23 protein-coding genes are annotated in these 21,191 nt (G+C 67.8%); 13 read left to right on the top strand and 10 right to left on the bottom strand.

The genetic code is table 11. From position 1 onward, the window contains the following. Positions 1–5: 5 nt before the first annotated feature. Positions 6–836, bottom strand: coding sequence for a hypothetical protein (locus tag NC4_RS26045; protein WP_157555209.1), 831 nt, complete (start codon positions 834–836; stop codon positions 6–8). A 214-nt stretch (positions 837–1,050) separates the two neighbouring features. On the opposite strand from NC4_RS26045, the gene NC4_RS26040 reads away from it, so the two are divergent. After that, positions 1,051–2,265, top strand: coding sequence for a cytochrome P450 (locus NC4_RS26040; RefSeq protein ID WP_067543273.1), 1,215 nt, complete (start codon positions 1,051–1,053; stop codon positions 2,263–2,265). Positions 2,266–2,269: 4 nt separating this feature from the next. Here NC4_RS26040 and NC4_RS26035 read toward each other — a convergent pair whose 3' ends face one another. After that, on the bottom strand, positions 2,270–2,839 hold the full coding sequence (locus tag NC4_RS26035) for a dihydrofolate reductase family protein (protein WP_067543270.1): 570 nt from the start codon (positions 2,837–2,839) through the stop codon (positions 2,270–2,272). A 73-nt stretch (positions 2,840–2,912) separates the two neighbouring features. Between NC4_RS26035 and NC4_RS26030 the strand changes: the two genes are divergently transcribed. Continuing rightward, positions 2,913–3,491, top strand: coding sequence for a TetR/AcrR family transcriptional regulator (locus tag NC4_RS26030; RefSeq protein ID WP_067543267.1), 579 nt, complete (start codon positions 2,913–2,915; stop codon positions 3,489–3,491). A gap of 4 nt (positions 3,492–3,495) precedes the next feature. Here the strand turns inward: NC4_RS26030 and NC4_RS26025 are convergent, their stop codons facing one another. Further along, positions 3,496–4,401, bottom strand: coding sequence for an EamA family transporter (locus tag NC4_RS26025; protein ID WP_067543264.1), 906 nt, complete (start codon positions 4,399–4,401; stop codon positions 3,496–3,498). A 10-nt stretch (positions 4,402–4,411) separates the two neighbouring features. Further along, a complete protein-coding gene (locus tag NC4_RS26020; RefSeq protein ID WP_067543260.1) occupies positions 4,412–5,146 on the bottom strand; it encodes an SDR family NAD(P)-dependent oxidoreductase in 735 nt (244 codons plus the stop codon). A 73-nt stretch (positions 5,147–5,219) separates the two neighbouring features. Between NC4_RS26020 and NC4_RS26015 the strand changes: the two genes are divergently transcribed. The 8 genes from NC4_RS26015 (at position 5,220) to NC4_RS25980 (ending at position 14,721) form a co-directional block, all read left to right on the top strand. Next, positions 5,220–6,044: an alpha/beta fold hydrolase gene (locus tag NC4_RS26015; RefSeq protein ID WP_067543257.1), complete on the top strand. Its 825-nt coding sequence runs from the start codon at positions 5,220–5,222 to the stop codon at positions 6,042–6,044. 68 nt (positions 6,045–6,112) lie between these two features. Beyond that, positions 6,113–7,537 (top strand): D-inositol-3-phosphate glycosyltransferase, encoded by a 1,425-nt coding sequence (gene mshA, locus NC4_RS26010; protein WP_084529778.1) that lies wholly within the window; start codon positions 6,113–6,115, stop codon positions 7,535–7,537. Continuing rightward, positions 7,534–8,112 carry a type III secretion system chaperone family protein gene (locus NC4_RS26005; protein ID WP_084529777.1) on the top strand — a complete coding sequence of 193 codons (579 nt, stop codon included), beginning with the start codon at positions 7,534–7,536 and terminating at the stop codon, positions 8,110–8,112. Before mshA ends, NC4_RS26005 begins: the two co-directional genes overlap by 4 nt. 175 nt (positions 8,113–8,287) lie before the next feature. Next, complete coding sequence (locus tag NC4_RS26000) at positions 8,288–9,172, top strand: ROK family protein (protein ID WP_067543254.1); 885 nt, start codon at positions 8,288–8,290, stop codon at positions 9,170–9,172. Positions 9,173–9,196: 24 nt separating this feature from the next. Then, a complete protein-coding gene (locus tag NC4_RS25995; RefSeq protein ID WP_067543251.1) occupies positions 9,197–9,397 on the top strand; it encodes a transcription elongation factor Spt5 in 201 nt (66 codons plus the stop codon). Between the two features lie 64 nt (positions 9,398–9,461). Next, positions 9,462–10,199 carry a phosphoglyceromutase gene (locus NC4_RS25990; RefSeq protein WP_067543248.1) on the top strand — a complete coding sequence of 246 codons (738 nt, stop codon included), beginning with the start codon at positions 9,462–9,464 and terminating at the stop codon, positions 10,197–10,199. A 274-nt stretch (positions 10,200–10,473) separates the two neighbouring features. Continuing rightward, positions 10,474–12,531, top strand: coding sequence for a CocE/NonD family hydrolase (locus NC4_RS25985; protein WP_067543245.1), 2,058 nt, complete (start codon positions 10,474–10,476; stop codon positions 12,529–12,531). A gap of 162 nt (positions 12,532–12,693) precedes the next feature. Beyond that, positions 12,694–14,721, top strand: a complete 2,028-nt coding sequence (locus NC4_RS25980; protein ID WP_067543242.1) for a CocE/NonD family hydrolase — start codon at positions 12,694–12,696, stop codon at positions 14,719–14,721. Positions 14,722–14,839: 118 nt separating this feature from the next. On the opposite strand, the gene NC4_RS25975 is transcribed toward NC4_RS25980, so the two are convergent. Further along, the gene (locus NC4_RS25975) at positions 14,840–15,496 is read right to left on the bottom strand and encodes an NADPH-dependent F420 reductase (protein WP_067543239.1); all 657 of its coding nucleotides are present in this window, start codon (positions 15,494–15,496) and stop codon (positions 14,840–14,842) included. A gap of 88 nt (positions 15,497–15,584) precedes the next feature. Between NC4_RS25975 and NC4_RS25970 the strand changes: the two genes are divergently transcribed. The 3 genes from NC4_RS25970 (at position 15,585) to NC4_RS25960 (ending at position 18,092) form a co-directional block, all read left to right on the top strand. Further along, a complete protein-coding gene (locus tag NC4_RS25970) occupies positions 15,585–15,992 on the top strand; it encodes a winged helix-turn-helix transcriptional regulator (protein ID WP_245721916.1) in 408 nt (135 codons plus the stop codon). A gap of 166 nt (positions 15,993–16,158) precedes the next feature. Beyond that, positions 16,159–17,406: a sensor histidine kinase gene (locus tag NC4_RS25965; RefSeq protein WP_067543236.1), complete on the top strand. Its 1,248-nt coding sequence runs from the start codon at positions 16,159–16,161 to the stop codon at positions 17,404–17,406. After that, positions 17,403–18,092 (top strand): winged helix-turn-helix domain-containing protein, encoded by a 690-nt coding sequence (locus NC4_RS25960; protein ID WP_067543232.1) that lies wholly within the window; start codon positions 17,403–17,405, stop codon positions 18,090–18,092. Before NC4_RS25965 ends, NC4_RS25960 begins: the two co-directional genes overlap by 4 nt. A gap of 72 nt (positions 18,093–18,164) precedes the next feature. Here NC4_RS25960 and NC4_RS25955 read toward each other — a convergent pair whose 3' ends face one another. The 5 genes from NC4_RS25955 to NC4_RS25935 all read right to left on the bottom strand — a co-directional run bounded on the left by NC4_RS25955 (position 18,165) and on the right by NC4_RS25935 (position 21,182). After that, on the bottom strand, positions 18,165–18,533 hold the full coding sequence (locus tag NC4_RS25955; protein ID WP_245721915.1) for a hypothetical protein: 369 nt from the start codon (positions 18,531–18,533) through the stop codon (positions 18,165–18,167). Positions 18,534–18,613: 80 nt separating this feature from the next. Further along, positions 18,614–19,063 (bottom strand): hypothetical protein, encoded by a 450-nt coding sequence (locus NC4_RS25950; protein WP_067543227.1) that lies wholly within the window; start codon positions 19,061–19,063, stop codon positions 18,614–18,616. 14 nt (positions 19,064–19,077) lie between these two features. Continuing rightward, complete coding sequence (locus tag NC4_RS25945; RefSeq protein ID WP_067543224.1) at positions 19,078–19,521, bottom strand: hypothetical protein; 444 nt, start codon at positions 19,519–19,521, stop codon at positions 19,078–19,080. A 32-nt stretch (positions 19,522–19,553) separates the two neighbouring features. Next, complete coding sequence (locus NC4_RS25940) at positions 19,554–20,117, bottom strand: hypothetical protein (protein WP_067543221.1); 564 nt, start codon at positions 20,115–20,117, stop codon at positions 19,554–19,556. Positions 20,118–20,216: 99 nt separating this feature from the next. Next, complete coding sequence (locus tag NC4_RS25935) at positions 20,217–21,182, bottom strand: DUF3109 family protein (protein ID WP_245721914.1); 966 nt, start codon at positions 21,180–21,182, stop codon at positions 20,217–20,219. Between the last annotated feature and the right edge of the window lie 9 nt (positions 21,183–21,191).

Genomic DNA, 21,191 nt, shown 5'->3' with positions numbered 1-21,191 from the left:
CGGAATCATCCCTTCGGCAGCCGATACGCGATGGCCGCCGCGGACCGTCCCGCCCCGGCCGCCACGAACAGCGCCACGTCGACCCCATCCAACCGTCCCGCGTCGCGCGCCGCCACATAGGCGGTGGGCAGCGCGGAGGTGTGGCCGTCGCCGGTGTGGTGATCGGCCCAGCCCTCGACCGCATCCGTACACACCGCCGCGGCGGGCAATCCGAGCCGCGCGGCGAGCAGGGCCGGGAATTCGGTCATGGGCCGATTGCACAGCAGCAGGGTCCGCTCGACAGGGGAATCGGCCACCTCGAGCGCTTCGCTGCCCGCCGCAACCGCGTGGTGCAGCAGCTCTTCGGCGGCAGCCGGATGCCCATCGATGGAGCTGATGTGCAGGGCGCCGAAACCCCCTGACCCATTGCCTTTTTCGAGCATGAGCGCCGCCCCGACCGGTTTGATCGGGAAGCCGGGCTGCGGATCCGGCGAGGCGGACGGATGCGCGTCCCCGGACACGATGACCACCCGGTCCACCGTCGGCGCCGCCAGCAGCGCCTGGCTCATCTGGATGGCATCGAGGACGCCGCACGCGCCGTTCATGAGGTCGATGGACAGGCAGGGCACCTCCCCGCCGCGGTATTCGAGCCCGATCTCGGCCTGCTGCTGGATGAGCGCGGACATGGCCGGTTCCACAATGCGCGAGTCGCGGTACACGCCGGTACTGATCAGCGCGTGGATCTGCTCCGGAGTGCGGCCCGCCTCCGAAATCACGCGGCGGGTGGCCGCCGCGGCCTGCTCGATGGAGCTGCCGCCACCCATTTCCACGGCAACGGAGGACATCACGATAGCCATCTTCATCACACCCGTAGTTCGCCGAGAGTCACCGATGGGAACCCGGCTACGACACCGGAGGCCGCGGGCGCCATCGGTACTTTCGCACCGGACGGTATCCGGTCCTGTTTCACCGCGTCGAGTAATACCGCGAAATGCGAGGTGGACACGGTGTTGTCGGAGCAACTACATTGCCGCGCAATGCCGTCTACGCATTGCGCAGTCCGGAGCACTCATGTTGAAAGCCGCCGCCCGCCACGAACTCGCCCTGCTCGCCGCCGGACAGCCCTGGCTCCCGGCAGTACTGCTCGCCGGGCGCTTCGCCACACCCATTCGCAAGGTGCCCAAGCTCGGCTGGTTCGTGGCCGATCCGCTGGTGGCGCGGCAGATATACAACGACAGCGCGCACTTCAGCATCGTGTCCGAGGGCGCTGCCGGGCACTGGTGGGCGCAGGTCATCGGCGACTGGGTGGAGGATCTGTTCGAAGGCCCCGGGCATACCGAACTGCGCAATCAGGTACGGGACCTGTTCATCGCCAAGCACACCGACGCCCTGGTGCAGCGGGTCATCGGACCCGCGCTGAAGGAGATCGCCTCCGAGCTGTCGGCGGGGCGCACCGTGGACATCGCCGAGCGGGCGCGCGTCCTGGTGGGCCGCAGCGTCTCCGATCTGGTCGGTATGGAACCGGCGGATATCTCCGCCATCTTCGCCGCTGGCGGCAGCGAATCCGACGATCCGGATGAGCCGTTCCGCATTCTCTTCGATCACGTCGAGGAGCTGGTGAATCCCGGCATCGGCACCATGGCCTCCACCACCCTGGACCCGGTCGCCGTGGAGCGCGCCCGCACCCTCGCCACCGAACTCGCGAGTTCGGTCCCCGCCGCCTATGCCCGCGCCGACGGCGACACCACCCTCGGCCGCTGCCGCGAACTCGGCCTGCGCCTCGAACACGCCTCGGGCCTGGCCATTCTTATGGCGGTCGCCGGAACCGACACCCTGGCCAGCGCCATGACCCGCATGGTCGCGATCCTGCACGACAGCGGTGAGCAGCGGGCCCTGCTCGCGGCCCCCGAACGCACCGCCGACGCGGTGCGCGAAACCCTCCGGATGACCAGCCCGGCCTATCTCGTCGGCCGCTCGGTCACCGCCGATGTCGAGATCGCGGGACGGCAGTTGCGCGCAGGTGAGCACGTCAAGATCCTCACCTGGACCATCAACAATGCGGTGGGCGACTTCAAGGTGCACCGCGACTACGTGCCCGAAACCCGGCAACTCTGGTTCGGCGGCGGCCGCCACCTGTGCCTGGGCGGGCAACTCGTGCATTCCGAGCTGACCGCCCTGCTGGAGGCGCTGACCGCCAATGGCTGCCCCTGGGAGATCGTCGAACGTCGTTACCGCCGAAAGGTTTTCATTCCGACCTACGAGACCCTGCGCATCCGCCTGCGGTGATCGGTCAGGCGCGGGTGAACCAGCTGACCTGCGTGCCGTTCTCGAAATCGAGCCGCCGCTGGAGCGTGAAATCGGTCGGGGTGAAGTTCCCGGCCATGGCCTGCGTCCCGCCGCCCGCGATCACCGGATAGCTCTTGATGACCAGCTCGTCGATCTCGTCGATGAGCTGCGCGCCGAGCTTGCCGCCGCCCAGCCAGATATCGAGACCGTCCTCCTTCTTGAGGCGCCGCACGAGCGCGAGCGGATCGCTCGGCACCAGTTCGACGGGCTCGGCGACCTCGCCCAGCGTGCTTGAGACGACATAGGTCTTCAGGTGCGCGTACGGGTCGGGCAGTCCGGCCAGCAGGCCGGGCTCGTAGGTGCCCTTGCCCATGATGATGGTGTCGTAGTGGCGATTCGGCGCATCCGCCGCGATACCGAAGTACGGCCGGGCCGCGGTCGGCAGCGTCTCCGGGTATTCGGCCGCGAGCCAGGCCTTGAATTCCTCGCTCAGAGGCATGAACTCGATGTTGTGGCCCGGACCGGCGATGTAGCCGTCGAGGGACATTCCGACGAAGTGGCTGAGCTTTCGCATTGTTGTGACGCTCCCTCTGTTGTACTCTGCGTGAAGTGGTTTGAACGTAGTACTACGAAAGGAGTGGTGTCAAGTGGTGCGCACGAATCCCGAACGCCGGAACGCCTTGCTCGACGGCGCGATCGAAGTCCTCGCCCGGGACGGGGCCCGCGGCCTGACCTTCCGCGCGGTGGACAAGGAGGCCGCCGTCCCGGCGGGCACGGCCTCCAACTATTTCGCCAATCGTGACGACCTCATGGTCCAGGTGGGCAACCGCTACTACGAGCGGCTCATCCCCAGCGAGGCGACCATGGCCCAGGTGACCATCGGCGATCGCAGCCGCGCGAAGATCGTCGAACTCATGACCGAGGTGGTCGACCGGGTCGCCACCTTCCGCACCGGCTACCTGGCCCAGCTGCAGCTGCGGCTGGAGGCCACCCGCCGCCCGGAACTGCAGACCCTGCTGACGCAGCGGGTGCGCGCCGATATCGATTTCAATATCCGCAACCACCTCGACTCCGGGCTGCCCGGCGACGAGGAGACGGTGCTACTGCTCTACTTGGCGTTGAACTGGCTCATTCTCGAACGCCTCACGCTGCCGGGTATTTTCACCGAGGAGCAGAGTCGCGCGCTGGTCGATATCGCCGTCGATCGCGCCGTGGGGAAGGATTGAGGCGTCAGCCTTCCGGGGCCTCGGGCGGATTCTGCTGATCGCGGGTGGCGCCCACGCACGCCACGATGACGCAGCCGATCGCCAGCCATTGATATCCGGACAGCATCTCGCGCAGCACGATCAGTCCGACCAGCGCCGCCACCGCGGGCTCCAGGCTCATGAGAATCCCGAAGACGCGAGCGGGCATGCGGCGCAAGGCTTCCAGCTCCAGGGAATACGGAATCAGCGATGAGAGCAGGCCGACGGCCAGCCCGAGCAGCAACAGCTTCGGATCCAGCAGCGCCGCACCGCCCGCGCCGATACCGGCGGGCAGCATGACGATGGTGCCGACAATGCTGGCCAGCGCCAATCCGGTCTGGCCCGGAAAGCGTTGCCCGGTAGCCGAACTGAGCAGGATGTACGCGCCCCAGCCCGCACCGGCTAGCAGCGCGAACGCGATACCGGCGGTATCGAGCGCACCGCCGCCCTCGGCCAGCAGCACCACGCCCGCCGCGGCGAGCGCCACCCAGATCAAATCGCGCGCCCGCCGCGAGGCGATGACGGCCACGGTCAACGGGCCCAGGAACTCGATCGTCACCGCGACGCCCAGCGGGATCCGCGAAAACGACTGGTAGATGGAGAAGTTCATGAGGGCCAGCGACAGCCCGAACCCGGCCACCAGCGCCAGCTCCCGCGCCGAGTGGTCCCGCCACACCGTGCGCAGGGCCTTGCGCGCCAGGAAACCCAGCACCAGCGCCGAGGTGAGCAGGCGCAGCATGACCACCGCATTCGGCGGCAGCTGATCGAACAGGTGCTTCGCGATACCCGCACCGGCCTGCACCGAGACGATGCCGAACAGCACCAGCGCGGGCGGCGGCACCGCCGCGAGGGCGGAATGGGCACGGCTGCCGGGCTTTTCGGTGAGCGCCACGGACTACCGCTCAGCCGCGCCGCGCGAAGCGTCCGGCATCGGCCTGGTCCCGGGGCTTCACCACAATGGTGTCGAGATTGACGTGCGCCGGACGCGACGCCACGAATCCGATGATCTCGGCAATATCCTTCGCGTACAGCGGATCGATGCCCTTGTACACATTCGCGGCCCGCTCGGCGTCCCCGTCGAAGCGCACCAGCGAGAACTCGGTCTCCACCGCGCCCGGCGCGATCTCGGTGAGCCGCACCGGCTGCCCCAGCAGCTCACCGCGCAGCGTGCGATGCAGCACCGCCTGGGCGTGCTTGGCCGTGGTGTACCCGGACCCGTTGTCGTAGGCGACGAAGGCCGCCACCGAGGTGACGGTGACGATCAGCCCGTCCCCGGAGGCGATGAGCTTGGGCAGCAGCGCCTTGGTGACCCGCAGCGTGCCGAGCACATTCGTCTCCCACATCCACCGCCAGTCGTCCAGGTCGGCCTCGGCCACCGTCGCCAAACCCTTTGCGCCACCGGCATTGTTGATCAGCACATCGCAGCGCTCGACGGCCGCGGCGAAGGCGCGCACCGAATCCTGGTCGGTCACGTCCAGCGGCAGCGCCGTCCCACCGATCTCCTTGGCGAGCGTCTCCAGCCGGTCGACCCGGCGCGCGCCCACGTATACGTGGTACCCCTGCTCGGCGAGTTCCCGGGCGGTGGCCTCACCGATCCCCGAACTGGCTCCGGTCACGACAGCGGTACGAGTGCTCATGCCCTGAGCTTAAGCACGGCATATCGGGCGGGGCCGCGCCCCCCGATCTCGCACCCCGCCTAGCCTTGTCCCCATGGCGATACGCGAAGCGGTCAGTGCGGACGGAACCAGCATCGTTTACCGGGTCACCGGGCCGGAGGGGGCGCGGCCGCTGGTGCTGCTGCACGGCTGGGCGGGCAATCTGCGCAACTGGGGCCGCGCCGCGGACCTGCTGGCCGCGCACTTCCGCGTACTCGCCGTCGATCTGCGCGGCCACGGCTACTTGGACGCGCCCGAGTCCGGCTACGACGATCCGAAGAACTGGGCCGCCGATATCGCGGCCGTCCTCGCGAACGAGGCCATTACCTCCGGCGCCGTCCTGCTCGGCTGGTCCTACGGCGGCATCGTCCTCACCGATTACCTCGCGACGTACGGCAGCGGCGCGGTGGCAGGGGTGGTTTACACCGGTTCCATGGCCAATATCGGTCGCGGCGTCCCCGGTGCGGCCACCGGGGCGGCCATGGACAAGGCAATTCCGGATGTCTTCGAGGAGAGCTCCGCCCGCGCCATGCGCGGTTTCGCCGCTTTCGGCAATGCCAATACGGGCAAGGGCCCGGACAAGGGCCCCGATGCCCAGCGGCTGTTCGGCGGCAGCATCTCCACCCTCCCGCGGGTGCGCAAGGCGCTGTTCTACCGCACCGTCGACAACACCGAAACCCTGCGCGCACTGGGTATTCCGGTGCTGGTCATGCATGGCACGGCCGATCCGGTGGTGCCCGTCGAGAACGGCCGCTACATCGCTGAGACCGCGCCGCTCGCTCGCACCTCCTATTGGGAGAATTCGCTGCACGGTTTGTTCATCGAAGACCCGGAGCGATTCGTGACGGAGGTCACACAATTCGCGTCGACCTTGGATTAGGGAATCAAATCCGCTTGTGACCCAGTTCACTTGGGAAGGTAGTGCGGGTATGTGACGTTATGTCAGCCATGCACACTGGAGTGGTGAGTCAACGTACCGACCTGCGGCCTGACCGCATTGCCGTCCTGTCGGTACACACCTCCCCACTAGCGCAACCGGGAACCGGTGATGCCGGGGGCATGAACGTCTACGTGCTGCAGACCGCCATCGAACTGGCCAAGCGCGGCACCCAGGTGGAGATCTTCACCCGCGCCACCTCCTCCAATGACGAGCCCGTGGTCGAGGCCGCGCCCGGCGTGCTGGTGCGCAATGTGGTCACCGGGCCCTTCGAGGGGCTCGACAAGAACGACCTGCCGACGCAGCTGTGCCCGTTCGCGGCCGAGGTGCTGCGCACCGAGGCCCGCAACCTGCCCGGTCACTACGACCTCATTCACTCGCACTACTGGATGTCCGGCCAGGTCGGCTGGCTGGCCCGGGACCGCTGGCGCACGCCCATGGTGCACACCGCGCACACCCTGGCCGCGGTGAAGAACGCCTATCTCGCCGAGGGCGACTGTCCGGAACCGGCCGCCCGCGAGATCGGCGAGAAGCAGATCGTGGCCGAGGCCGACCGGCTCGTGGCGAACACCGGTGAGGAGGCGCGGCAGCTGGTCGAGTACTACGGCGCCGATCCGGACCGCATCGACGTGGTGCTGCCGGGCGCGGATCTGTCCCGCTACCACCCCGGCGACAAGGCCGCGGCCCGCGCCGAACTGGGCCTGTCCGCCAATGAGCGGATCGTCGCCTTCATCGGCCGCATCCAACCGCTCAAGGCCCCCGACGTCCTGGTCCGCGCGGCCGCGCAGGTGCTGGCCGACGAGGCCGTGCAACCGCACCGCCCGGAGCGCCCGCTGCGCGTGCTGATTGTCGGCGGACCGTCCGGCAGCGGCCTGAAGCGCCCCGAGGCCCTCATCGGATTGGCTGCGGCCCTGGGCATTTCCGATCGCGTCACCTTCCTGCCGCCGCAGCCGCCGCACCGCCTGGCGCAGGTGTATCGCGCCGCGGACCTGGTGGCGGTGCCCAGCTACAACGAATCCTTCGGCCTGGTCGCCATCGAGGCGCAGGCCAGTGGCACCCCGGTGCTGGCTGCCGATGTGGGCGGCCTGGGCACGGCTGTCCGCGACAATGTCTCCGGCCTGCTGGTGCCCGGGCACAGCACCCCGGACTGGGCGGCGGCGCTGCGCTCGCTGTTCGACGATCCGGCCCGGCTCGAGCGCATGGGCACGGCGGCCGTGGCGCATGCGGCCAACTTCTCCTGGGCGCACACCGCCGAGGGCCTGCTGGACAGCTATGCGGCGGCCCTATCCCAGTCGTGGGTTACTCGCAGCCGCAGCGGTAGCGTGCACTCCGACAGCTATCAGGCACGATCGAGGACGCGATCTGTTGGTAGTCCGAGGTCAATACGGGCCGAGGTCGAGCCGGCATGGCGTCGGATGGGAGCGGTTCGCCGATGAGTGAGACCGACCACTCGGATCCCACCGCGCCCGTCGCGCCGCGCCCGCACGAGAGCAGCGGCCGACTCAACGACGACACCGCCCGCGCCACCGCGGCGCTCATCGAGGAAACCCTGCGCGATCGCGAGATCGAATACACCCGCGACGCCCCCGACCTGTTCGTGGTCGTCCTGCCAGGCGAGCGCAAACTCAAAACCGTCATCGGCGTAACCGTCGGCAAGCACGGCGTCCGCATGGAATCCTTCGTCTGCCGCAAGCCCGACGAGAACTTCGAGGGCGTCTACAAATTCCTGCTCCGCCGCAACCGCCGCCTCTACGGCGTGGCCTACACCCTGGACCGCGTCGGCGACATCTACCTCGTCGGCCGCCTCTCCAACCACGCCGTCACCCCCGACGAACTCGACCGCTGGCTCGGCTCCATCCTCGAGGCCGTGGACGCCGACTTCAACACCCTCCTCGAACTCGGCTTCGCCGAATCCATTCGCCGGGAATGGAAATGGCGCGTCTCCCGCGGCGAATCCCTCAAGAACCTCCGCGCCTTCGAACACCTCGTGGACGCCGCCGACAAGCTCTGACCCGCGCCAGGCTCATTCACTCCGCCGTACACCAGGACATAGTCGAACAGCTCGGCCATATCAATTGGCTCACGGCCACACTCGCGGAATACGAGAACGTGGCCGCGGCGGCACGGTAGGAATACTGACGATCGCCGGATTCGGCGAGGAATGCGATAGCGGGAGGATCGACGCGATGACGGTGCTGGCACTGGATATCGGGGCCACGAAATTCGCCGCGGGAACCGTGGATTCCAGCGATACCGTGCACAATGTCCGGCGGGTCGCGGTGCCGGAGTCGGAGGTGTGGGACACCTGCCGGGCCCTGCTGCTGACGGTGGCCGGGGGGGCCGAGGTGACGGCGGTCGGCATCGGTTCGGCCGGGCCGGTGGATGTGCGCACCGGGTCGACCGGGCCGCTCAATATCCCGGAGTGGGCCGATGGGTTCCCGCTCGTGGACGAGGTGCGGAATCTGTTCCCGCAGGCAGAGATTCGATTCGCGATCGACGGTGTCTGCTTGGCGCTGGCCGAACAACGCTGGGGCGCCGCCAAAGGCGTGAGCAATGTGCTGGCCATGACGGTGTCCTCCGGTATCGGCGGCGGCGTCATCGTGGACGGGCGGGTCGTCATGGGCCGCACGGGAAATGCCGGGCATGTCGGCCACATTGTGGTGCCCGGAAATGAAGAGCCTTGCGCCTGTGGGGGATTCGGCTGCGTGGAGGCCGTCGCGAGCGGTAAGTCCTCGGTGCGCTGGGCGCGCCGCCAAGGCTGGACCGGCGGCACCGGCATCGAACTGGCGCAGGCCGCTCGGGCCGGAGACGAGATCGCCGTGGCCGCGCTGGCGCGCGCGGGTACGGCGCTGGGGCAGGCCATCGCCTCGGCGGCGGCGCTGCTGGACACCGATCTGGCGGTGGTCGGCGGCGGGTTCGCGCAGTCGGGGGAGCCGCTGTGGGGGCCGCTGCGCGCATCGGCTGCGAAGCATGCGCGCCTCACTTTTCTGCGCGAACTGCGCGTGGTCCCTTCGGAACTCACCGATCAGGCGACACTCGCGGGCGCGGCCCTGCTTGCCGGGCAACCGTGAAATTCGCCGCTACCCTGGGGCGGCGTGGGGATAACCGAGTTCGCTCAGGGTGATGTCGTCTACCTCTCGGACGGGCCGTTCAGCGGTGCGTGCGGCGTGGTCTGGGGTGTGGACGCCGGTCGATCCGAGCTACGCCTGGAGCTGGTCGTGCGCGAGCCCGGCGGTAACCGGCACCGGCAGACGGTGGGTATGACGGTCGGATTCCACGAGGTGGAATGGCCCTAGCGGCCCGCCGGAACCGGGCGAGGGTGCAGGTCGCCGGTTCATCCGCCCGTGGCAGGATGACCCCATGACGTACACCCTCGTTTTGCTGCGCCACGGCGAGAGCGAATGGAATGCCCTGAACTTGTTCACCGGTTGGGTGGACGTCCGGCTGACCGAAAAGGGCATTGCCGAAGGCAAGCGTGCCGGTGAATTGCTGGCCGAACACGGCATTCTCCCGGATATCGTGTACACCTCGCTGCTGCGCCGCGCCATCAGCACCGCCAACAATGCCCTCGATGCCTGTGACCGGCATTGGATTCCGGTGGTGCGGGACTGGCGCCTGAACGAGCGGCACTACGGTGCGCTGCAGGGCAAGAACAAGGCCGAGATCAAGGCCGAGTACGGCGACGAGCAGTTCATGCTGTGGCGCCGCAGCTACGACACCCCGCCGCCGCCCATCGATCCGGCCAATGAGTACAGCCAGACCGGCGACCCGCGCTACGACGGCATCGAGGTCCCGCTGACCGAATGCCTCAAGGACGTCGTGGCCCGCATGGTGCCGTACTGGGAGGACACCATCTCCTCCGATGTCCGCGCAGGTAGGACGGTTCTCATTGCGGCGCACGGGAATTCGCTGCGCGCCCTGGTGAAGCACCTGGAGGGCATCTCCGACGAGGACATCGCCGGGCTGAACATCCCCACCGGCATTCCGCTCAAGTACGAGCTGGACGAGAACCTGCGCCCGCTGGGCAAGGGCGAATACCTGGACCCGGAGGCCGCCGCCGCGGGCGCCGCGGCCGTCGCCAACCAGGGCGCCAAGTAGTTCTGTAACGCGAAACGCGTTGTGGCCGAATTCATCGGCTGCAGCGCGTTTTCCATTTCCCGAATCTTTGGTGAAATACCCTACGGTCGCGTAATGCGATGCGGATCACACTGCGCAGGGAGATGATTCACACCTAAAGAGGGCATCTGCCTGCAGTTAATTTGCCGAAGTATTGCCCGTCAAAAGTCGGTAACAGTAACCTCGCTTTGCAACTTACTTTCGAGTAGCTATGCTCTCGGTCGTTCGATCAGTTGCGAGAGGTAGATCACGTTCGATGAAGCACGCGCTACGGGCCACGGTGTTCACCGCCGCGGCCGCTCTGCACCTCCCGATGACCGCCATGACCGCGGCGGATGCGGCAGTCGACTCCATCGGCCCCGACGGCGGCGCCGCGGGCGCGGCCTGGACCGCCACCGAGGATGGCCCCCAGCAGTATCCGAATGTCGCCATCGAATGGGACGTGCCCATCACCATGAGTGACGGCACGGTGCTCAAGGGCAATGTCTACCGCCCCGCCGACGCCTCCGGCCGCGCCATCGACGCGCCGATGCCGACCATCGTGAACATGACGCCCTACACCAAGCTGGTGTCGAATGTCGCCGACAGCGCCTTCGCCATTCCGGGCCTGTCCGACGCGCTGGTCAACCTGTTCCGGTCCATCAACCTGACCGGCACCCCCATCTCCGGCTTCGGCGAACTGCTGAACGCCGCGGGCAACGGCCAGCTGCGCAACTTCAGCGTCGACCGCCAGCTCATCAAGTCCGGCTACACGCAGGTCGTGGTGGATGTCCGCGGCACCGGCTTCTCGCAGGGCGAATGGGACATGCTGCGCCAGCGCGAGCAGGCCGACACCGTCGAGGTCATCGACTGGGCGTCGCGCCAGGGCTGGTCCGACGGCAAGGTCGGCATGAACGGCCTGTCCTACTCGGCCATCAACCAGGTGCAGGCCGCCGAGCAGCAGCCGCCCGCGCTGAAGGCCATCTTCCCGGTCGTCCCGGGCAGCGACCTCGTCAATGACGTGCTCGCGCCCGGCGGCGGCTTCGGCTTCAACTTCATTCCGTTGTGGCTCGGCGCTATCAACGGCCTCAAGTGGGTGCCGGACCTGGCGGCGATCGCCCAGGGCAAGTTCGACTTCCAGTGGCTCAACGACCGCGTGGGCGATCCGTACACCTACCTCGACGTGCTCATGTCGGCGTACACCAGCACCGATATGGCCAATCTGGATCCGCGCGTGCGGGGTCTGCTCAACGATCTGTCGGTGGCCCGCCAGGGCTGGCTGGGCGATCCGAGCCGGATCCAGGCCGCCACCTTCGTGGTCGGCGGCTGGCACGACCTGTTCACCTATTCGGAATCCAAGATCTACAACGAGATTCCGCTGGCGGCCGGGACGCAGAAGCAGCTGCTCATGGGCAACGGCTACCACATCACCTCCGGCGCCGAAGCCGGTAAGCCCGGCCTGCCGCCGCGCCTGGACGTGCTGCAGCGCGCCTGGTTCGACAAGCACCTCAAGGGCATCGACAACGGCATCCAGACCTACGGCCCGGTGACCCTGCGCCAGCAGGGCGGCGGCTGGATCACCCAGAACGGCTTCGGGGAATCCGCCGCCATCAACGAGGCCGCGCGCTACCGCCGCATGTACCTGTCGGCGCAGCAGAGCGGTACCGCCAACAGCGTCCACGACGGTTCGGTCATCGCCGACGCCACCGGCGACACCGCGCGCCTGTCGGTCGCCCCGGGGCTGAGCACCCTGTGCTCCAATGACGCCGCCCAGGCCACCGCCGGTTTCCTGTCGCTGATCGACGCCTGCGCCAAGGACTCCCGCATTGCCGAGACCAACGGGCTGACCTTCACCAGCGCCCCGGTCGCCGAGGCCACCACCATCTCGGGCCCGATCGCGGTGCGCCTCAATACCGTTCAGGACGCCGAGGACGGCTACTGGACCGTCACCGTCAACGATGTGGCTCCCGACGGCACCTCCACCGTGCTGACCTCGGGCCAGGTCGTGGCCTCGCTGCGGGCGGTGGACGAGGACGCCAGCGCCCGCTCGGAGAACGGCGACTACACCGATCCGCGCCTGTTCACCTCGCTGGACAAGCAGCTGCCGGTGGTGCCGGGCGAGGCGACCACCCTCGATATTCCGCTCAGCGGCACCGAGGCCGTGCTGAAGCCGGGACACCGCCTGCGCGTGGACGTCTTCGCGGGCAACTTCCCCAAAGGCCTGCCGATTCTGCCGATTCTCCTCGACACCGGCCTGAAGCCGCAGCACATTCAGCTGGACCCGAATCGGCCCAGCTTCGTGAACATCCCCGTCCGCGGGAACCCCGGCTGGTGATGCCGTCCCCTCGGGGATGAATTCCCCGGGTATGCACAACGGCGTGCATACCCGGGGTTTTTCTCTTTTGTGCAGTCGCACGATTTTTTGGCGAACCGCCTCCGAAACATCTGCCGCACCTTACTCTTGGGTAGGTTTGGACCGGCAAGTGGTTGGGGCGCTATGCGCTTGTTACTGAAATCCCTCGTCGCGACGACCGCGGCGGCCGCCCTCATCATGCCGACCGCGGCGGCGACACCGGTGGTGAGCGGACCGGACGGCGGCACGGCAGGCGTGGAATGGGCTGCGGTACACGATAATTCACAGCTTTATCCCAATGTGTATATCGAGTGGGACGTGCCGATCACCATGAGTGACGGCACGGTGTTGAAGGCCAATGTGTACCACCCGGCCGACGCCTCGGGACGGCCCGTCGTCGAACCCACGCCGACCATCGTGAACTTCACGCCCTATACGAAACTCGGTTCCATGATCGCCGATTCGGCGATGTCGGTGCCGGTGCTGTGGAGTCTGGTCGAACAGCTGTCGCGAAATATCGATCTCACCGGCACCCCGTTCTCCGGACTCACCGATCTCACCAAGGCGCTCGGCGGCGGGCTCATGCGGACCTTCACGGTGGACCGCCAGCTCATCAAGTCCGGCTACACCCAGGTCGTGGTGGATGTGCGCGGAACCTGGTTCTCCCAAGGCATCTGGGATCTGCTGGGGGAGCGGGAGCAGCAGGACACCCTCGAGACCATCGACTGGGCCGCCCGGCAGCCCTGGTCCACCGGGGACATCGGCATGACCGGCGTCTCCTACTCCGGGCTCAACCAGTTGCAGGCGGCGGCGAAACAGCCGCCCGCGCTGAAGGCCATCTTCCCGGTCGTGCCCAGCCGCAACCCCTTCCGTGATCTGGTCGCCCCGGGCGGCGCGATCGGAGTCACCTTCATGCCCATGTGGCTGGTGGCAGTGAACGGCGGCAAGCTGGTGCCCGATATGGTCTCGCTGTTGCAGGGCCGATTCGATATGACATGGCTGTCCGACCGCCTCGCCGATCTGTTCACTTTCGTGGACGCGCTGCTGGAGGTATTCCTGCAACCCGATATCGACCAGCTCAGCCCCAAGGTCCGGCAATTGCTCGATGCCGACAGCCCCACGCGACTGTCGTGGGAGACCGCGTCCGAGAACATCACCGTGCCCACCTTCATCACCGGCGGCTGGCACGACGTCTTCGTCGCCTCCCAGGCCGACGTCTATCGCCGAATGCCGTTGCTGCCCGGGCAGAAACAGATTCTGATCGGCGACGGATACCACATCTTCAATGGCAACGAATCCGGCCGCCCGGGCCAGCCGCCGCGCATGGACGTGTTGCAACGGGCGTGGTTCGACAAGTGGCTCAAGGGGATCGACAACGGCATCGACGAATTCGGGCCGATCATCATGAAAGAGCAAGGCGGCGCCTGGATCACGGCCTCGGACTTCCCACAGGAGGATGCCGAATACCAGCGCCTGTACCTCTCCGCCGCGCCCAGCGGCACCGGCGGCCACAGCGTGCACGACGGCTCCCTGTTCACCGAGCCGGGTGAGCTCGCCCGTCTGACCGTCGCGCCGGGTCTGACCGGCCTGTGCTCCCGAGACGCGGCACAGCAGACCATCGGCGTGCTCTCGATATTCGATGCCTGCGGAAAGGATTCCCGCATCTGGGAATCCAACGGCCTGACCTTCACCAGCGCACCGGTCGCGGAGGCGACCACGGTCTCCGGCCCGATCGCCGTGTACCTGAACACCGTGCACGACGCCGTCGACGGCTACTGGGTCGCCACCGTCAACGACGTGGCCCCAGACGGCACCTCGGTCACCCTCTCCTCCGGCCAACTCGTCGCCTCCCTGCGCACCATCGACGAATCCCGCAGCACCCGCCTGACCAACGGCGACTTCACCGACCCGGTCCCCGACCTGTCCCTCGACACCCGCCAGCTCACTATCCCGGGAGTCCCGGTAGCCCTGGACATTTCGATCCCCGGCGTAGACGCCGTCCTGCAACCCGGCCACCGCCTGCGAGTCGACGTCTACGCGGGCAACTTCCCGAAGGGCCTGCCCCCCAACGCAATCCTTCTCGACACCGGCTTCCGCCCCCAGCACCTCCTTCTCGACCCCGCTGACCCGAGCTACGTCAACATCCCACTCCGAGGTAACCCGGGCTGGTGATGCCCGCCGACCGCCTGACCGGAAGTACTCCTCGCCATTCGGTCGTGCCCTCGGCCCGAATCCAGCCGATGGCGCGGGATTCGGCCAGCAGCGCATCGAGAGGACAGGCGCCGGGGGCCTAGTCGCCGTCCGGTACGGCAAATGCCGCCTCGAGGGGCGGGAACATGGCGCGTGGATCCTGGCCCGCGAACCATAGGCCGACGGCGAATACCGATGTGGCTTCGAGGTATCGGGCCTGGCGCAGCCCGCCCGCGTGGACCGGTCGCAGTTTCAGATCCTCCGCCAGGGTCGCCACCCGCGCGACAGCCTCCGCGTCATCGCCGCACAGCGGGACCGCGAGTGTGCGGCCCTCGAATTCCCGCCGCGAGGATTCCCAGACCTCGGCGGCGCACAGGTTGAACGCCTTCACCACGTGCGCGCCGGGCACTGACGCGGCGATCCGTTCCGCGACAGCGTCTTCGGAGAGGGTGAAGCCGCCGCTGTCCGGAGCGAAGGCATTGGTGCAATCGATGAGGACCCGGCCGGTGCGGGCGTCCGGGGCGAGTGCCGCCAGCACCTCGCTCAGCGCGCTCACCGGCAGGGCCAGCAGCGTCGCTTCCCCGAATAGCGCGGCGGCGGCGATCGTGGCCCCGCGCGCGCCGTTGCCGATGGCCGCCGCCGTCTTCTCCGCCTGTGCGGCATCGCGTGCGCCGATGACGATCTCGTGTCCGGCCGCGGCCCAGCCGCCGCCGAGCGCCCGGGCCATCTGCCCGGCTCCGATGATTCCGATTCGCATGTGAACTCCTAGCTCGTGCTTGCGGATTCGACGCTAGGAATCCCGATGCGCACCCGCGGGTGCGCATCGGCGCTGACATGCTGGAATCGTGACGGTCGAGATGGAAGAGCCGGGCGGGGCGGGTGCGGGCCGCGTCGAGTTTCCCGAGTACGGCGACAACGAGTCGGACTGCCCGGCGCGGCTGGCGGTGGATCTGTTCGGGAACTCGTGGCTGACTGTGATTGTCTACACACTCCGCGACGGCCCGATGCGGCCCGTGGATCTGCAGCGCACCATCGGGACCATCAGCCAGAAGATGCTCACCCAGACTTTGCGGCGCATGGAGCGGATGGGATTGCTGGAACGTCGCCGGTATGCGGAAGCTCCCCCGCGGGTGGAGTACGCGCTGACCGCGTCCGGAATCGACCTGCTGACACCGATTTTCGCGCTGGGCGCCTGGGCGGACCGGCACGGCGACGCTGTGCGCGAGGCGCTGTACGGGGATGCGGAGGACTGAAACCGGTGCGCGTCCCGCGGTTGCCCGGAATGAACCGGAATCCCGCCCCGCACAGTCCGAACTTTGCGTAAACGCCGGGCTAACAGGCATGGAAGTGGCCATGACCTGCGTGAAACTTCCTGCACCCGGGGTTTGACGGCGGGTCGGCGACCGTACGATTCAAAGTGTGAGCGTTCCACAGGCCGTGCTGTTGGCAGTCCTGGCGGCCGTCGTTGGACTGGCTGTCGGTGGATTGCTCATCCCGTATGTGAACGCCCGCCAAGAGCAGCGCCGCGCCGCGGCGGATCCGGGCCTGACCATGTCGCAGGTGCTGGACTTGATCGTGCTCGCCTCCGAGAGCGGTATCGCGGTGGTCGACCAGTACCGGGATGTGGTGCTGGTGAACCCGCGCGCCGAGGAATTGGGCGTGGTGCACGATCGGCTGCTCGACGAGCGGGCCTGGGCCGCCGTGCAGACGGTGCTGTCCACCGGACACGATGTCGAGTTCGAGCTGACCGCCAAGATTCCGCTGCCGGGCCGCGCCCGGCTCGCGGTGCGCGGCGTCGCCCGGCCGCTGTCGCAGGAGAACCTGAACTTCGTGGTGCTCTTCGCCGACGACGATTCCGAGCAGGCGCGCATGGAGGCCACCCGCCGCGATTTCGTCGCCAATGTGAGCCATGAGCTCAAGACGCCCGTCGGCGCCATGAGCCTGTTGGCCGAGGCATTGCTGGAGTCCGCCGACGATCCCGATTCGGTCCGGCATTTCGGCGAGCGCCTGCACGGCGAGGCCCGCCGCATGGGCAAGATGGTCACCGAGCTGATCGCGCTGTCCCGTCTGCAGGGCGCGGAGAAGCTGCCGGAGCTCGAGGCCGTCGACGTCGACACCGTGGTCACCCAGGCCATCGAGCGGTCCCGCACCGCCGCCGAGGCCGCCGGGATCACGGTGAGCACCGATGCGCACAGCGGCCTGGAAGTGCTCGGCGATCAGACCCTGCTGGTCACCGCGCTGTCGAACCTGGTGGAGAACGCCATCGCCTACTCGCCGCGCGGTTCGCACGTCTCGGTGAGCCGGTCCCTGCGCGGCGGCAGCGTGAATATCGCGGTGACCGATCGCGGTATCGGCATTGCGAAGGAAGACCAGGAGCGCGTGTTCGAGCGTTTCTTCCGGGCCGACAAGGCGCGCTCGCGCGCCACCGGCGGTACCGGGCTGGGGCTGGCTATCGTCAAACACGTGGCCGCCAACCACAACGGTGAGATCACCCTGTGGAGCAAGCTGGGCACCGGGTCCACGTTCACGCTGCGGATCCCGGCCCACCCCGCCGATGTCGAACTCGGCGACAAGAGACTTTTTGCCGGCAATCCGGCGGTGAAGAAGGAAACCGGCCCGCGCTCCCTCGGGCGGGCCAGAACCAACGGTGTGGAGGCAACCCGATGACGAGTGTGCTGATCGTCGAGGACGAGGAGTCGCTGGCCGATCCGCTCGCGTTCCTGCTGCGCAGGGAGGGTTTCGAGGTCACCGTCGTCGGCGACGGTCCCTCCGCCCTGGCCGAGTTCGATCGGTCCGGCGCAGACATCGTGCTGCTCGATCTCATGCTCCCCGGCATGAGCGGCACCGACGTGTGCAAACAGCTGCGCGCCCGCGGCAGCGTCCCGGTCATCATGGTGACCGCGCGCGACAGCGAGATCGACAAGGTGGTCGGACTGGAACTGGGCGCCGACGACTACGTCACCAAGCCGTACTCCTCGCGCGAGCTCATTGCCCGCATTCGCGCGGTGCTGCGCCGCGGCGCGGGCGACGAGCCGGACAACGGCGGCGAGACCAGCGTGCTGGAGGCGGGCCCGGTCCGCATGGATGTGGACCGCCACACCGTGCAGGTGAACGGTAAGGCGGTGACCCTGCCGCTCAAGGAGTTCGACCTGCTGGAGTACCTGCTGCGCAACTCCGGTCGCGTGCTGACCCGCGGCCAGCTCATCGACCGCGTCTGGGGCGCCGACTACGTCGGCGACACCAAAACCCTCGACGTGCACGTCAAGCGCCTGCGCTCCAAGATCGAATCCGATCCCGCTAAGCCGGAACACCTGGTGACGGTCCGCGGCCTGGGCTACAAGCTCGAAGCGTAGGAACGCCCGAAACGCATTGCGCCCGCTCCGGATTTCCGGAGCGGGCGCGAATTGCGTTCGAACGCGGTCGTCCTATGCGTTGGGGTCGGCCTGGCCGGTGTAGACCCACGCCTTGCCCAGGGCCGGGAGTTCCTGCTCCTGCAGGTTGATCCAGCCCAGGGAGTCCTGCTGCTTGCAGTCGTAGTAGGCCACGTCCGCGCCGTTACCGCGGCAGGCGATGGTGGAGCCGGTGCCGTAGGGGCTGACGATGACGAGCTTGCCGCTCTCCTTGGCGCTCAGCACGTTCATATCGTTGTAGGGCACGAAATTGGCGGTGACGTCGGAGAACTTGCTGGGATCGACATTATCGGCGCCCGCGGCGGGGGCAAGGGCGAGCACGGCGCCCGCGGTCAGGGCGACCGCGGCGAGGGTTTTCTTGATCATGGCCAGGATGTCTAACACGTTCTGGTGAATAAGTGTTGACCTACGTGTGGCGCGCACACTTCCGGCTACTCACGCGCCGCGGTCACGGACCTGTGAATTCAGCCCGCGCTGCCGGTGAGAACGCCGAGCACCTTGTCGACGCTGCCACCGCCGCCTCCGCCCGGATTACCCGGTTCGGTGGGCTTGGTCGGGTCGATCACGGTAATGGCGATGGTCTTGGTGCTGCCGCCCTGCGAGGTGGTGATCAGATGCTGGCCCTCGGTGGTCGGCTTCCAGGTGATGCTGGACTTCCCGATCGGCCACGGCACCTTGCCCGCCGGGGTGAGGTTCTCGCCATTGTCGGACCAGTAGACGAGCAGGCCGATGCCCGCGCCGCTGAGGTCGGCCGTGAGGGTGTACTCGGTATTGATCTTGTAAGGCGCGCTGCCCGAGACGCTCACCGCGTCCACCGTCGCGTGCGCCTGCGGTGCGGCGAGGACGGCGACCGCCGCGGCCGTCGCCAGTCCCGCGATTCCGGTGCCGATCCGGCGGGAAATGGTGCTGCTCATGGACTTTCCTGTCCCTACTTGCCCGGCGTGGTTCCGCTGCTGCCGCTGCCCAGCGGCCCGCCCGGTCCGAATCCGCTGCCGCTGCTGGAGCTCCCCGATCCGATCGGGGCGTCCTTCACGTTCACGATGATCGATTTGGTGTAACCGCCCTGTTCCACCGTGAGGATGTGCTGCCCCTTGGTGTCCGGCGTCCACTCGATGCTCGAATGCCCGGGCGGCCACGGCACTTTCGCGCCGCCGATGAAGTTCCCGTTGTCGCTGAAGTAGACGAGCAGTCCGGCCGCCGCCCCGCTGAGGGTGGCGGAGATCGTGTACTCGGTGCCCACCCGGTGGTCGGAGCCGTCGACTGTCACCGAATCGACGGTGGCGAAGGCCGCGGGGGCGGCGAGCACGACGGCCGCCGCCATGGCGGCGAACCCGGTAATACCGACCGAGATCCGCTGAGGGGTGTTGCGCATGGCTGATCGCTCTCCTGTGTCGTCCGCGCGGTTCAGTTGCTGCCGGAGCTGCTGCCGCTGAACAGGCCGCGCAGAATCCGGCTCGCACTGCCCGTGCCGCTGCCCGAACTGCCGCCGCTGCTCCCGCTGCCGGGCTTGGTCTCCTCCGCCGGTGTGGTCGTCGTGGGCGGCTGTGTGGTCGGCGGGGCGACCGTGGTGGGCGGCGTGGTGGTCACCGGCGGGGTGGTCGAACCGTCGGTGACCGTCACGATGAGGGTCTCGGTATTGCTGCCCTGGGTGGCCGTGATGATGTGCTGCCCGGAGGTGCGCGGCGTCCAGTCCACGCTGACCTGGCCGATCGGCCACGGCACCTTGCCCGCGGGCGTGAGGCTTTCGCCGTTGTCGCTCCAGTAGACGAGCAGACCGGCGGACGCGCCGCTGAGCGAGGCGTGCAGCGTGTATGTGCCGCCGACGTTCAGGACGGGGCTCGACACGGTGATCGCGTCCACATTCGCGTTCGCCGCGGGCGAGACGGTGACGACCACGGCGGTGGCGGCGGCCAGGGTGAGACCGGCCAGCCCGGCGCCGATCCGGCGCCCGGAGGTGGTGAGGTGCATGAGTTCTCCTGTGCTGCGGACCCACACGGGGTGGGTCTGTGCACAGTAAGTGAAACATGTTCTGAAATACTGCGATTTCAGAAAACTAGCGCCAGGTGGCTACGCCTTTTTCGCGCCGCTCGCCTTCTTGGCGGCGGACTTGCGCGTCGCCTTGGCGGTCGCGGCCTTCTTGGCCGGAGCCTTCTTCGCGGGCGCGGCGGCCGCCGCTTCCTCGGCGGCCTTCTGCTCGGGGACCACCGTCGCCGGATGCACCGCCACAATGCCCAGCCCCTGCCGCCGCCTGCAGTGCTGCGCCAGCTCGTCGTACGCGGGCTTGCCGATGAGTTCGATCAATTCCGGTGCGTAAGCCTCCCAGACAGGACGGCTCCCGACATGCGCATCCGGCGATCCGGTGCAGTACCACTCGAGGTCCAGACCGCCCGGACCCCAGCCCCGCCGGTCGTATTCGGTGATCGCCGTGCGCAGGATTTCCACCCCGTCGGGCCGGTCCACCCACTCCTGGGTGCGGCGGATGGGCAGCTGCCAGCACACTTCCGGCTTCACGGTCAGCGGCTCCAGGCCCTTGCGCAGCGCCATGGTGTGCAGCGAACAGCCGATGCCGTTCTCGAAGCCGGGCCGGTTGAGGAAGATGCACGCGCCGTCGAAGCGCCGGGTGCGCAGCGCGGGCTCGTCGTCGAGGTCGTCCTCCTCGAGATAGAGCTTCTTGCGGATCTTGCCCTTGTCGTCCCGGGCCTGGTCCATGAGCTGCCAGTCCTCCGGTGTGAGCATTTTCACAGCCGCGTGCAGCTTCTTGCCGTCCTCCTCGTCGGAGAGGAATGCCCCGTGTGAACAGCAGCCGTCGTTCTCCCGCCCGGCGATGATGCCCTGGCACGCGGGGGTGCCGAACACGCAGGTCCAGCGCGACAGCAACCAGGTCAGATCGGCGGCGATCAGGTGCTCGTCATTAGCTGGATCCACGAACTCGATCCATTCCCGGGGGAAGTCCAGTTCCACTTCGGGAGCCGGGTCGATCTTCGCCGCTGGTCGCAGCCCGGTCGGGCCACTCGCGGATGCACCTGCCGTCACACCGCGGAA

The sequence above is a fragment of the Nocardia crassostreae genome (genome assembly GCF_001613405.1).
Taxonomy (GTDB): domain Bacteria; phylum Actinomycetota; class Actinomycetes; order Mycobacteriales; family Mycobacteriaceae; genus Nocardia; species Nocardia crassostreae.
The sequence above is the reverse complement of the archived record's forward strand: the minus strand, read 5'-3'. Positions and strand labels throughout refer to the sequence as shown.